Source organism: Pseudoalteromonas sp. 2CM36K, assembly GCF_023161865.1.
GTDB classification, from domain to species: Bacteria; Pseudomonadota; Gammaproteobacteria; order Enterobacterales; family Alteromonadaceae; genus Pseudoalteromonas; species Pseudoalteromonas tetraodonis.
In genome coordinates, this window is sequence record NZ_JALNTK010000022.1 from 1 (window position 1) to 13,574 (window position 13,574).

9 protein-coding genes are annotated in these 13,574 nt (G+C 37.2%); 3 read left to right on the top strand and 6 right to left on the bottom strand.

Annotated features, from left to right (window positions below; all coding sequences use genetic code 11):
- Positions 1-137: 137 nt before the first annotated feature.
- A complete protein-coding gene (locus MTN97_RS13865) occupies positions 138-947 on the bottom strand; it encodes a pyruvate, water dikinase regulatory protein (protein WP_036984053.1) in 810 nt (269 codons plus the stop codon).
- Between the two features lie 154 nt (positions 948-1,101).
- Between MTN97_RS13865 and ppsA the strand changes: the two genes are divergently transcribed.
- The gene (gene ppsA / locus MTN97_RS13870; protein ID WP_036984052.1) at positions 1,102-3,477 is read left to right on the top strand and encodes a phosphoenolpyruvate synthase; all 2,376 of its coding nucleotides are present in this window, start codon (positions 1,102-1,104) and stop codon (positions 3,475-3,477) included.
- A gap of 50 nt (positions 3,478-3,527) precedes the next feature.
- Here the strand turns inward: ppsA and MTN97_RS13875 are convergent, their stop codons facing one another.
- On the bottom strand, positions 3,528-3,746 hold the full coding sequence (locus tag MTN97_RS13875) for a PGPGW domain-containing protein (protein WP_248474648.1): 219 nt from the start codon (positions 3,744-3,746) through the stop codon (positions 3,528-3,530).
- A gap of 144 nt (positions 3,747-3,890) precedes the next feature.
- Between MTN97_RS13875 and MTN97_RS13880 the strand changes: the two genes are divergently transcribed.
- Positions 3,891-6,938, top strand: coding sequence for an FAD-binding and (Fe-S)-binding domain-containing protein (locus tag MTN97_RS13880; RefSeq protein ID WP_248474649.1), 3,048 nt, complete (start codon positions 3,891-3,893; stop codon positions 6,936-6,938).
- A 73-nt stretch (positions 6,939-7,011) separates the two neighbouring features.
- Here the strand turns inward: MTN97_RS13880 and MTN97_RS13885 are convergent, their stop codons facing one another.
- The gene (locus MTN97_RS13885; protein WP_248474650.1) at positions 7,012-8,208 is read right to left on the bottom strand and encodes a cation:proton antiporter; all 1,197 of its coding nucleotides are present in this window, start codon (positions 8,206-8,208) and stop codon (positions 7,012-7,014) included.
- On the bottom strand, positions 8,208-9,419 hold the full coding sequence (locus tag MTN97_RS13890) for a tyrosine-type recombinase/integrase (RefSeq protein WP_036984048.1): 1,212 nt from the start codon (positions 9,417-9,419) through the stop codon (positions 8,208-8,210). The genes MTN97_RS13885 and MTN97_RS13890 overlap by 1 nt, the downstream gene beginning before the upstream one ends.
- Positions 9,420-9,556: 137 nt before the next feature.
- On the opposite strand from MTN97_RS13890, the gene MTN97_RS13895 reads away from it, so the two are divergent.
- Positions 9,557-10,120 carry a YSC84-related protein gene (locus MTN97_RS13895; protein ID WP_036984047.1) on the top strand — a complete coding sequence of 188 codons (564 nt, stop codon included), beginning with the start codon at positions 9,557-9,559 and terminating at the stop codon, positions 10,118-10,120.
- An 826-nt stretch (positions 10,121-10,946) separates the two neighbouring features.
- On the opposite strand, the gene MTN97_RS13900 is transcribed toward MTN97_RS13895, so the two are convergent.
- On the bottom strand, positions 10,947-11,993 hold the full coding sequence (locus MTN97_RS13900) for a patatin-like phospholipase family protein (protein ID WP_248474651.1): 1,047 nt from the start codon (positions 11,991-11,993) through the stop codon (positions 10,947-10,949).
- 94 nt (positions 11,994-12,087) lie between these two features.
- Positions 12,088-13,494 (bottom strand): alanine/glycine:cation symporter family protein, encoded by a 1,407-nt coding sequence (locus MTN97_RS13905; RefSeq protein WP_248474652.1) that lies wholly within the window; start codon positions 13,492-13,494, stop codon positions 12,088-12,090.
- Positions 13,495-13,574 lie beyond the last annotated feature (80 nt).

The following is a 13,574-nucleotide window of genomic DNA, read 5'->3' on the forward strand; positions in this document are numbered from 1 at the left end:
GGCCACAACTTTTGTTGTAGCCTATTATGAAGCCTCTGAAAGATCGTTCAATTAACTTAAACGATCCGCATTACTATTATTTAGCGGCTTTTTTGTGTGTTGAGTGTAATTACATGCTTAAATCATATGTTAGTTTGTTAGTACTTACGACGCTCAAGACCCGTATCAGAAATAATTTTAGCTGAGATCTCTTCAACCGAATGGTGGGTAGAATTTAAATATGCGATTTTATGCTTTTTATAAAGCATTTCTACTTCGCGTACTTCAATACGACACTGCCTAATTGATGCATATTTTGAATTTGCCATACGCCTATCTCTGATTGCAGCCAACCTCTCAGGGTCTATAGTTAAACCAAACAATTTATGTTTATAAGGCACTAGGCACTTGGGTAACCCTTCGCTTTCTAAATCGTCTTCTGTAATTGGATAGTTAGCTGCTTTAATACCGTATTGTAGGGCTAAATAGAGGCTTGTAGGTGTTTTACCACTTCGACTAACGCCAACCAAAATAATATCAGCCTCAGCAAAATTTTTAATATTGCCGCCGTCATCATTCATTAAAGCATAGTTAACTGCATCAATTCTAAAGTCATAACTTTTTTCGTGTATTGAATGGGTTCTATGTACTTTGGGTACTGGGGCTACTTTTAATTCGCTTTCAATTTTTTCGCTATACGTTGTTAAAAAGTCATACGAGACAGCATCTGCAGAGCGAATAATTTCAGATAGTTTATGGTTCACAAAAGTAAAAAACACTAGAGGCTTCTCGCCTTGCTTTGACGATGTGGCGTTAATAAGCGCTTTGATTTCATGCGCTTTTTCTTCGGTTTCTACAAAAGGAATTGTTTTATGATTAAATTCGACAGGAAATAAAGATAAGGTCGCATGACCAAACACTTCAGATGTGATTGCCGTGCCATCTGAAATATAAAACGCAGTTCTCATAAAGCCTCTTTTTTATTACATTTAATTTTAAAATAAGTGTATCACGGTTTACGTGAGGACGTTTGCCAGTGTAGAATGGGGGCGACCTTTATGAAAGGTTTTCTTTCTTAACTCTCACAGTTAGTACTACAATTTGTTTTTTGGAGAAAGATCCGTGCAAGAATACGTTCTCTGGTATCAAGAGCTTGGTATGCAAGATGTTCCTCGAGTTGGTGGTAAAAATGCCTCACTTGGTGAAATGATTTCAAACTTAGCTAACGCAGGCGTGCAAGTCCCAGGTGGTTTTGCTACTACCTCAGACGCTTTTAACGAGTTTTTAGAACAATCAGGACTCAACGCAAAAATTCATGACATCTTAGATACACTCGATGTTGATGATGTAAACACGCTCGCCAAAGTCGGCGCCGATATCCGCCAGTGGATTATCGATACCCCATTCCAACCTAGTCTCGATAAAGCAATCCGCGATGCATACAGCCAGCTACATGGCGACACAACTGCAGATGTTTCATTCGCTGTTCGTTCATCAGCAACCGCTGAAGATATGCCAGATGCCTCTTTTGCAGGCCAACAAGAAACGTTTTTAAACGTTGTTGGTATTGATTCTGTAATGACAGCCATCAAACACGTATTTGCTTCATTATTTAACGACCGTGCAATTTCTTATCGTGTTCACCAAGGCTACGATCACCGTGGTGTTGCCTTATCAGCAGGTATTCAACGCATGGTTCGCTCAGATAAATCAGCATCAGGCGTTATGTTTAGTATTGATACTGAATCTGGTTTTGAAGATGTTGTATTTATTACATCAAGCTATGGTTTGGGTGAAATGGTTGTACAGGGTGCGGTAAACCCTGATGAATTTTATGTTCACAAACCTACGCTGCTTAAAAACAAGCCATCAGTAGTTCGTCGTAATATTGGCTCTAAAGCCATTCAAATGATTTACTCTCAAGACAAAGCTCACGGCAAACAAGTAGAAATTGTTGATGTAGATCCAGCACTTTCAAACAAATTCTCGATTACAGATGAAGAAGTGCAAAACCTTGCCAAACAAGCTGTAATCATTGAAAAACATTACGGCCGTCCAATGGACATTGAATGGGCAAAAGATGGTAACGATGGCAAACTATATATAGTTCAGGCGCGTCCAGAAACAGTTCGTTCAAACGAAGACACTAACGTAATGGAACGCTTTCAACTTAATGGCAGCAGCAATGTTGTTGTTGAAGGCCGTGCAATTGGTCACAAAATAGGTACCGGTGTTGTGCGCGTACTTGATTCAATCAAAGAGATGGACCAAGTACAAGTAGGTGACATTTTAGTTACCGATATGACCGACCCAGATTGGGAACCTATCATGAAACGTGCAGCAGCGATTGTTACAAATCGTGGTGGCCGTACTTGTCATGCTGCAATCATTGCCCGTGAGTTAGGTATTCCAGCCGTTGTTGGTTGTGGTAATGCCACAGATTTAATTAAAGCAGGGCAAGAAGTTACGGTATCATGTGCCGAAGGCGATACAGGTTTCATCTACGAAGGTATTTTAGACTTTGAAGTTTTAACTTCACGTGTAGACGAAATGCCTGAACTTCCAATGAAAGTAATGATGAACGTAGGTAACCCAGATCGCGCATTCGATTTTGCACGTTTACCACATTCAGGTGTTGGCCTTGCGCGCGTTGAGTTTATCATCAACCGTATGATTGGTGTTCACCCTAAAGCATTATTAAATTTTGATGCACAAACTGATGCATTAAAAGCAGAAATCACTGACATGATTGCCGGTTACGAATCACCAGTTGAATTCTATATTGGCAAACTTGTTGAAGGTATTTCTACCCTAGGTTGTGCGTTTGCTCCAGAGCGTGTAATTGTTCGTATGTCTGATTTTAAATCAAACGAATACGCAAACTTAGTGGGCGGCCAGCAATACGAGCCAGAAGAAGAAAACCCAATGATTGGTTTCCGTGGCGCTGCGCGTTATATCTCTGAAGATTTCCGTGATTGTTTTGCCCTTGAGTGTGAAGCAATAAAACGTGTTAGAAATACCATGGATATGACTAACATTGAAATCATGATCCCATTCGTACGTACCCTTGAAGAAGGTAAACGTGTGATTGAATTACTTGAAGAGCAGGGCCTTAAACGTGGTGAAAATGGTCTTAAAGTAATTATGATGTGTGAGCTTCCGTCAAATGCATTAATGGCTGAAGAATTTTTAGAATACTTCGATGGTTTCTCTATTGGCTCTAATGATTTAACTCAGTTAACGCTTGGTCTTGACCGTGATTCAGGTTTAATTGCGCACTTATTTGATGAGCGGGACCCTGCAATCAAAAAGCTTCTTTCGATGGCTATTAAAACAGCAAAAGAAAAAGGTAAGTACGTAGGTATTTGTGGTCAAGGTCCTTCAGATCATGAAGACTTTGCAGCATGGTTAGTAGAGCAGGGCATTGACTCTGTTTCGCTAAACCCAGATACAGTACTAGAAACATGGTTATATTTAGCAGACAAACTTGCTAAATAAATTACCTTGTTAAAAAAATGCCAGCATCTGCTGGCATTTTTTATGGCTTATTAAAATGTGTGTTTTACTAATTTTTTATCTAAATAGGCACATGAACGAGTCAGTGCTTTTTGACACCAAGTTAAATACCCTCTTGCTTTAGGGTAATACATAGAAAAGCAGAATAAGCCTGCAATAAAAAATATTAACGATGGCCCTGGCACCACAGCAAACAATAATCCGAGTAAAATAAACAGTGTTCCGCTGATCTGCATTAGTAGTTTTTTCATATAAAGCTCATAGTAGGCGTTTAACTTGATTATAATTGCAGCTGCTCATATATCGATAAAAAGAGTGTTACAAACTGTAAAATCTTCAATTTCTATTAGCCATCGCCATGATATAATTACACAAATGCATTAATAAGCGCCGCCATGATAGCAACTATTACACAACAAGATGCCGCGACCGAGCTTGTCGCAAATTATTTAAATACTATAAAAAATCAAGGGTTTACTGGAGATACAGACGCAAGTTATGCAACCAGACTCACAGCATCAACTGATAACAGTATTTACCAGCAGCTTCCGCAAGGTGTTATTTTTCCTAAAAGCGAAAAAGACATTCAAGTTGCTCTGCAAATAGCATCGCAAGACCCTTTTTTATCGTTAACTTTTGGTCCTCGCGGTGGCGGCACAGGCACAAACGGACAGTCTTTAACCCCAGGTATTGTGGTTGATTTATCACGTTATATGCGTGAAATCCTCGAGATAAATGTTGAAGAAGGTTGGGTACGAGTTCAAACCGGTGTGATAAAAGATCAACTTAACGACTTTTTAAAACCGTATGGATTTTTCTTTTCACCCGATTTATCTACCAGTAACCGCGCCACTATTGGCGGCATGATCAGTACTGATGCATCGGGGCAAGGCTCCTTAGTTTATGGCAAAACCAGCGACCATGTTTTAGGGCTAACCACCTATTTAGTTGATGGCACTGCAATGTCTACCAGTCCAATAGACATTGAAAAAGCAAAAATAATTGCCGTTCAGGAATCCTTAATTGGCAAACTCTACAAAACAGTATTAGACATAACACTTAATGAACGCGACGCTATATTAGCCAAATTTCCACGGTTAAATAGATTTTTAACCGGTTATGACCTAGAGCATGTGCTAAGTGAAGACTTACAAACTTTTGATATGAGCCGCTTAATAACCGGATCAGAAGGCTCTTTAGGCATAGTTACTGAAGCAAAATTAAACCTAACACCTATCGCAGAATTTAAAACCCTCATAAATATAAAATATGACAGTTTTGATTCTGCGCTTCGCCATTCACCATTTTTAGTTGATGCCCGCGCAACTTCAGTTGAAACCGTTGACAGCAAAGTATTAAATCTTGCCCGCGAAGATATTATTTGGCATTCAGTATCGGACTTAATAACTGATATACCAAATAAAGATATGCAAGGACTCAACATGGTTGAGTTTAATGCCGTATCACCAGAAGACATAAAAGACAAAGTAGACACATTATGTAAATTATTAGATGAGTGTGTAGCTAACCAAACTAATGGCGTTATTGGCTATCAGTTAACCAGTGATAAAAGCGATATACTGAAAATTTATGCAATGCGTAAAAAATCAGTTGGTTTACTCGGGAATGTAAAAGGCAGCCAAAAACCTCTCGCGTTTGCAGAAGACACCGCCGTTCCACCAGAAAATTTAGCCGATTATATTGTTGAATTTAGAGCGCTACTTGATAGCTATAATTTACAGTACGGTATGTTTGGTCATGTTGATGCTGGCGTTTTACATGTTAGGCCAGCACTGGATATGTGCGACCCTGAACAAGAAAAATTACTGCGCACTATTTCAGATGAAGTAGTAAAACTCACCGCAAAATACGGTGGTTTGATGTGGGGCGAGCACGGTAAAGGTTACAGAAGTGAATACGGTCCTGAATTTTTTGGTGAGCATTTATTTACGCAATTACGAAAAATAAAATCGGCGTTTGATCCAAATAATAAAATCAACCCCGGAAAAATATGTACCCCGCTTGAAAGTGAAGACTCACTAGTTAGCGTTGATGGGCAAAAGCGCTCTTACTTCGACAAGCAAATATCTATTGATGTTAAGACCAGTTTCAACAATGCAATGACCTGTAATGGTAACGGCTTATGTTTTAATTATGATGAAAACTCTCCAATGTGCCCGTCGTATAAAGTAACTGGCGATCGCCGTAATTCGCCAAAAGGTCGAGCAGGGCTAATGCGTGAATGGTTACGTCTTCAAGAGTCAAAAGATGTTAATTTACTTGAGGTAGAAAAAGAACTTAACAAAGGTGAAGTAATTACTTGGTGGGAGCGCTTTGTTCATAGCAGAGAGAAAAAACAAGGCGTTTACGATTTTTCACATGAAGTAAAAGCCTCAATGGATGAATGTTTAGCGTGTAAAGCGTGTACTACGGCTTGCCCAATAAAAGTAGATGTGCCAACTTTCCGTGCCCGTTTTTTAAATTATTATCACAGTTATTATGCCCGCCCACTCAAAGATTACTTAGTGGGTAATATAGAAAACAGTGCACCGTTAATGGCAAAATTTGCTAGGGTTATTAATCCAATTGTAAAAACATCATTAGTTAGTGGCCTCATTAAAAAAACCGTAGGCTATGTTGATACCCCTCAGCTAAGTATTCCTGCACTCAACAAACGTGTAAACAAAGCGCAAAAATTTAATTTAGAATTACTTAAAAAGTTAAGCGCCAATGAGCAAAATGAGTATGTACTCATTGTTCAAGACCCATTCACCAGCTTTTACGAAGCTGAATTGGTTGAGAGCTTTATTACACTGATCACACAGCTTGGAAAAAAAACCATGTTGTTACCATTTAAACCCAATGGTAAGCCCCAACATGTAAAAGGTTTTTTACATGAGTTTAAAGTGACAGCTAAAAATGCTGCAGAATTTCTAAATCAACTTAACGAAATCAATGCGCCATTAGTAGGTTTAGATGCTTCTTTAGTGATGTGTTATCGCGATGAATATAATACAATTTTAGAAAATAACCGTGGTGATTTTCATGTGCTACTTGCCCATGAATGGCTAGAAACACAATCGTTTAAACAGTTAACGGCTAAACAAAATTTAAATACTGAATTTACATTATTGAGCCACTGCACTGAAACAACCGCTTTACCAAAAGCGGCAAGTGTGTGGAAAACTATTTTTGATGAACTTGGTTTAACATTAAACACTACAAATACGGGTTGTTGTGGAATGGCAGGTACGTATGGCCACGAAGCACAAAACCAAGATAACTCTCGATCGCTTTACGAAATGAGTTGGAAACCTATTATTGATAAAAATAAACCTGAGCAACTTTTATCAACGGGATTCTCATGTCGTAGCCAAGTTAAACGTTTTGAAAAGTTTAAACCCAAGCATCCAATAGAGTTACTGGCAAATGTACTTAGTTAATAATTTAATTAATTGAGCTGAAAATAAAAAGGCGCAACTTATTATTAAGTTACGCCTTTTTGTTTATATTTATTTAGTTTTTTTTAGAAAAACTGTCTGCTATAGGTTTTGTACTAATACCGTGAATAAATACACTAAATAAAATTGTTGTCATGGCAATGGTCGCAATTTGAAATTTATTTTCTATTTGTGTGTCTATTACCATTAAGGTAAAAACAATTGAGGCCAATCCTCTTGGCCCAAACCAAGCAAATGTAAAACGCTCTTTAATTGTTAGTGCTGTAAATTGCAATGACAGCATAACCGGTATTATTCTAATTAAAGTCGTACTTAATAATGCATACGTTATTATCGCTAAATTTAATTTAGGTAAAACTAAATAAACACATACAAATCCAAACAAACACCAGATCATTAAAGAAGTAAAGTCAGCTATATGCTCTGAGTCTTCAATCAGCTCTTTGTTTATTTTAGTACTCGCGTATTTATCAAATAATAAACCCGCAACAAACACCGCAATAAATCCACTGCCATGAACATATTGCGTAAGTGAAAATACAGCCATAGCAAAACCCAATAGTAAAAACGGACTCGTGTTTTGCGCAAAGTAATGGCGCTTCATTGCAAAATTTAAACACGGAATAAAAACAGCAATACTTGTAAAAGCAATTAATAAGGCTAAACCAAGTTCTCTGCCAAACACACTTAACGCTTGCGTTGCTGTAATTGCAGATTCTGGATTTTTTGCCAGCAGTATAAATATTAAAAAAATAGGAACACATAAACCATCATTCAAACCACTTTCGGTATTTATTCCTTCACGAATTTTTTCAGGTACTTTTGTATTGCTTAATAATCCCTTACTTAAAGCCGCATCGGTTGGGGTTAATATAATTGCGATAAGTGCTGCTTGAATTAATGAAAGCTCAGCAAATAAAAATAATGCGGTAGCAACCCCGAGTAATAGAGTTAATGGTAAGGCAACAAATAAAAGTAAACTTGGATATTGAAAACTATGCCTTAACACTCCTAATTTTGACTTTGCTGCATCGGTAAATAAAAAGATACTGAGCGTTAATTCTATAAAGGGTAGTAAATACCGTAAGCCATTTTTAAAATTTTCACTTTCGTTCGGAGCTATCAATGCTAGCAGTATCCCCCCTATAACAAAAAACATCGGCCCGGTAATTTCTGCTTTTTCTAATTGGCGTAGTGTTATAGAATAAATTAAAAATAATGCACCAATAAAAGCAATAACTAAGTATTCCATTAAATTTTCCTTTTAATTCCAGATTTAGCCCGCTCTTTTATATTTGTTTGAATATAAATTTGATCGGTTGTAGCAATTTTTGCATGGCCTAAATCTTCAGATAAATGTTTTAAAGGTCGAGTTTGTGCGTCATGCGTTGCCCCCGTATGGCGTAACCAATGCGCAGTGGCTGCTTCTAATTGTTCCGCGTCATCTTTAAATCCATCATCAAGTAAAGATTGTTGCGCAATATCGAAACTTTGTTGTACCAATCTGCGAATTTGTCTTACGGTCATACCACCTTGGCCACGAATTTTATGAACTAACGGGTCGGATTCGTCAACCCGGGGCAGGGCAGGTAAACCACGGTATAACCGATAACGTTTTAAATACTCAAGAAAATCATCACTTAAAGTTACATCTCGTAATTTATTACCCTTACCCATTATTCGTAAAAACCAAAAGCCATCATTATCTTGCCAAAAATGAGACATAACAGGTGACCATTGTGGTCGCTCTGATAATTCTGAAATACGAAGGTAGAGTCCTTTTAAACAGGCGAGGGTAAATAAGTTTCTTTCATACTCTGGTTTTTTTTCGCATATATCTCGGGTAACGCCAAATACATATTCCCATTGAATATCACTTAATGTATCGGGGATTTGTATTTGCGATTGCACAACCAAGTAGGGACTATTTTTTTTAACAACAGGTACAAAGTTAGCAAAGGTTTTTTCTTCTAAAATAGCGAATTTATAAAATACATTGAGGGCAGTAAACATGGCCGATAATGTTTGCTGACTCGCAATAGATTCTTTTAACATGAAAGGGCGCCAATTTTGATTTAACCGACGAATTCCTTGCTCATCTTTATAACGCCATTGAACAGATGTAGATGCCCATTTTTTATCCGGTTCAACCATAAAATCAATATAGGCTTCAATATCTTCACGCTTAAGTTCAAATACAGATTTTTCAGCTATAAGCCATGACCATAAATAAAACCGTTCCAACTCATTACGAAAACGGCTATAGGTTGCCTCAGATTTTCGGCCATAAACATATAAAAACTGGTATAAAAAATTAAGATCAGCCTTTGATTCAGTTACAGTCAAGCTGACTTGCTGTATAAAAGAGGCTAGTTCTGGATATTCTGATGAGAGTGTATTATCTTCAAGATGAGCTATTTGATAACGTAATTGTTTAAATGTATCGACCAGAGCAACAAGCATAATAGTAAAATATATAAGAAAATAATAGACTTATAGGTTAACCTTAAAGTCCGATACTGTCTAGTATTGGACATAGTAAAAGTGTATTTATTTAAACATTGTTGTGTTTTGGTATGAATCTTATCAAGGAAAGTTTTATGAAAAAGTTTATAGTGTTAGGCCTACTTACAATAAGTGTATTACTAACAGGTTGTGCTACTACAGGCAGTGCTTCCCCTGGAGAAAAACGTGCTTTAGTACAAAGTATGAAATCGAATACACTAACTGCTCTATACGAAAAAAAACCAGATGTTAAAACCCAAATCGCCAACTCTGCCGGATATGCTGTTTTTGATAATGCCAATGTAAATGTTATTTTAGCCAGTTTTGGTGGTGGGTACGGTGTAGTAAAAAACAACCTAACCGGAAAATCTACCTATATGAATATGGGTGAAGCTGGTTTAGGCTTAGGTTTAGGTGTTAAAGATTTCAATATTGTGATGGTTTTTCACGATCAAGCAGCGTTAAATAGATTTATTAAACATGGTTGGGCGTTTGGTGGTAATGCCGATGCTGCTGCAAAATACCAAGATAAAGGTGGCGCTTTAGTTGCCGAAGCTATTGCTGACCAAGTAACTGTTTACTCTTTAACCGAAAGCGGCCTTGCACTGCAAGCCGTTTTAAAAGGTACTAAATTTTGGGTAGATTCTGAACTAAATTAACACTTAATGACTCTCCTAAAAGCGGGCTGTTTTGTATAATCACGCTCGCTTTCTTATAAACTAAACTATTTAACATAACGTAATTTATGGGTTGTATTATTTAAATGCATTATTGAGCGTTAGCATACGTCAATAACAGCCATTAAAATGGTGATCAAAAATATACACATTTACTTCCATCAATAGAATTATTGAAAAAATTATATGATTTTCTATTATAACAGTATAATGTCATCAGCTTATTGTAAGTTAAAGCATAAGACCAATAGTCATTTGATTTACAAATTAATTACTAGATATTGAGTTTAACAGGAAGCTTAACAGATTATAAAAAACACAAACAAACATCTGAATATTTCAAATTTCCTCATTCAGGCCTTGCTGCAATCTCTCTCGCATATTTTTACACTATGATTGATAAAATTAATATTATCGACAACAGCTTTGCTCTATCGATTGCTAACATTTTTATTTTTTATTTCGTTGTTAGGTAATAGTTTATTTGTTTATTTACATTATAGCTCTAGCAAATTATCTTTGAAAATTGCTTACCTGTACAATGAAACTTCTTGGTTTTATGTTTTTGTAAACATGGCAAATAGGACAGCTTATTTTGCAATTGCCTGTGTTACTAATTATTTTTACAGTAAAATGGCAATTTTTACTTCATGATAAATTATTTATTAAAAAGAATTTTTAGCAGGTACCCATTTAATGATATTTAGTGAATTTAAAATTAACTAAATCTATTAGTAAAAAAGCTCTACACCTTTAGTTTTCATTTTACGAACAGGAATTGATGGGTACTATAATTTCATATAATAAATTACAAATACGACTTCCAATCAAATTTATCTTTAAATAATCTCTTATCCAACGCTTCAGCCAATTTTTCAGTTTCACTAAAAACGGTATTCCAATATTTAATACGTGTGTCTGCATCGAGATCGGTAAAATCGTTTCTGTCTGGGATTTTTCCGTAAGGTAAGCCGGCTATAAATTCTTTTGATGGGGAGATCATCACCATGTTATCGTAATTTTGTGGCGCCACTTTACGTTTTAAATTTTTATCAAACCACCCTGCTTTTGGATCTGAATTAAAATGCGGATACAAAATTAAGCCTGGGTTATTAATTTTTAAATCAAAGTGGTAATCAATAATGCCGCCATCGCGGTAAATTCCTGGTGGCGAACCGGCAATATTTTTTATGCCTTGCATTACTAGTGGTATAGAGCCCGATGCCAATAAGGCATCTTTTAAATTTGTTTGGCTAAGTGGTATGTTTTGCGTTTTAAAATTATAACTGTCGGTTATTGATAAATTGCTGTTTGGCGCACCAAAAATAAATCGCTCGTACTGCGAGCCTAATAATTTTCGGTTAACCCGATTAAGCATGTAACTTTTTGATAAACCTAAAAGTTGAATTAATTTATTTTCACTAGCAATAAAGCCATTCGATTTTGCCACTATAAAATGCGCTTTAAAAATAGGATTATTTAAAATTTCGGTTACGCCATGCTCCCCAAATACATCATCTAATAATGAGCGAGCTTTTAGTGTAATTTCAGCGGGTGTTGGTTTATTACTAGAATACCGCGTTTGCGAATACGATTTTGCTAAACGCTCAATGGCAGCAACAGGCTCGTTTTGTGCAAAACACGCAGAACGAAAAGCCCCTGCCGATGATCCAATTAAATTAAGCGGTTGAGTACGGTGTTTAAAAAATTCGCCAAATATATATTTATCTAAACCAAACAAGGTAAACCATTTAGGGCCACCACTTGCCCCTAAAAACGAGGTAAAAAGCTCAGGTTTAAACCCTTGTTCGTTTATTATTTTTGCTGCAGTTTTACCTGCATAAATGTCGATCATCTAAAAATACTACCTGTAGAGTCGCAGCTTAATGTTGTTTAAGCCAAACTTAAAAGTGAATACTTATGCAATATAAAACTTTTAAACTTTAACCTTAATCCCAAATTCCGTCTTCACATTCGCCCTGCACTTTTACGTTTTTTACCTTAAACTCTGGCTCTATGCCTTTGTCTCTTTGTGTGTGGTAGTCGTTAGTAACAGACAAAATAGTTGGCGTGAGCAATATAATAGCGATTACGTTAACCACTGTCATTAACCCTAATGCAATATCGGCTAAGTCCCAGACTTCTTTTAATGATGCCGATGCGCCCCAAAGCATCATTGATAAATAAAGTAATGTATAAATTGTGCGCCCTACTTTGTTGTCGAGCTTAAATAAATGCAGGTTACTTTCGGCGTAAGCGTAGTTGGCCACCACCGAGGTAAAAGCAAATAAGGTAATGGCTGCCGCAACAAAATATACGCCGCCTTGTGCTAAGTGTGCGGTCATGGCGCTTTGCGTTAAACGTATGCCTTCCATTTCGCCGCTAATATCTATATCTGCTAATAAAATAACAACGGCTGTACAGCTACAAAGTACAATGGTGTCAAAAAATACACCAAGCATTTGTATATAGCCTTGTGTTACTGGGTGATTAGGAATCGGGCTTGCGCTTGCTGCAGCATGGGGCACACTCCCCGCGCCGGCTTCGTTAGAGTATAAACCACGTTGAATACCATTTTTAATGGCTGCGCCCATTGCACCTGCGCCGGCTTCTTGCAGGCCAAACGCTGATAAAAACACATCTTTGAGCATGGCAGGTACTTGCGGTAAATTTATAAGCGTTATAATTACGGCGGCGGCAACAAATAATATGCCCATTAATGGCACTACACGTTCAGCAAAGCGAGCTATTGCTTTAAAGCCGCCAAGTATAATTGAGCCTGCTAATACAGTAATAACTAAACCAGAGTAAAAGGTAGGTACTTCAAATGCATAGTTAAGTGCGTCTGTAATGGTGTTGGTTTGCATGGCGCTAAAGGTAAAACCATAACCTAAAAATAAACACGCGGCAAACACAATGGCAAAGGCACGGCTGCCTAAACCTTGCTGAATATAATATGCGGGGCCGCCTCTAAACTCGCCACTACTATCGCGTACTTTATACACCTGTCCTAATACACTTTCGGCAAAGCCGGTTGCCATGCCAAGTATGGCAATAACCCACATCCAAAATATGGCGCCGCTTCCGCCTAGTGATATGGCAACGGCTACCCCAGCTAAATTACCTGTACCTACTCGTGCACATAGCCCGGTACATAATGCCTGAAATGATGAAATGTCGTTTTTTTTACACTTGCTACTGCCTTTTAAAAGGCTAAACATGTGTTTAAATTTTATTAGTTGAATTGCTTTTAACCGTACCGAAAACCATATACCTGCAAACAGTAGTATGTAAATCAGTATTTGACCGTCTCCCCATAGTAGGCCATTTACACTTTTTACAACGGTATCGAACATGGGCTAATCCTTTTGTATTTATTATGTTTTTACTCAAACTTTTTAGAGTGTGAGGCATTTTATTATGCATGTTAGCCATA

Excerpts from the sequence above, each read along its gene's own strand:
- MTN97_RS13885 (WP_248474650.1), bottom strand. The coding sequence starts at position 8,208 with ATGGAATACTTAGTTATTGCTTTTATTGGTGCATTATTTTTAATTTAT.
- MTN97_RS13895 (WP_036984047.1), top strand. The coding sequence starts at position 9,557 with ATGAAAAAGTTTATAGTGTTAGGCCTACTTACAATAAGTGTATTACTA.
- MTN97_RS13900 (WP_248474651.1), bottom strand. The coding sequence starts at position 11,993 with ATGATCGACATTTATGCAGGTAAAACTGCAGCAAAAATAATAAACGAA.
- MTN97_RS13880 (WP_248474649.1), top strand. The coding sequence starts at position 3,891 with ATGATAGCAACTATTACACAACAAGATGCCGCGACCGAGCTTGTCGCA.
- MTN97_RS13865 (WP_036984053.1), bottom strand. The coding sequence starts at position 947 with ATGAGAACTGCGTTTTATATTTCAGATGGCACGGCAATCACATCTGAA.
- MTN97_RS13905 (WP_248474652.1), bottom strand. The coding sequence starts at position 13,494 with ATGTTCGATACCGTTGTAAAAAGTGTAAATGGCCTACTATGGGGAGAC.
- MTN97_RS13875 (WP_248474648.1), bottom strand. The coding sequence starts at position 3,746 with ATGAAAAAACTACTAATGCAGATCAGCGGAACACTGTTTATTTTACTC.
- MTN97_RS13890 (WP_036984048.1), bottom strand. The coding sequence starts at position 9,419 with ATGCTTGTTGCTCTGGTCGATACATTTAAACAATTACGTTATCAAATA.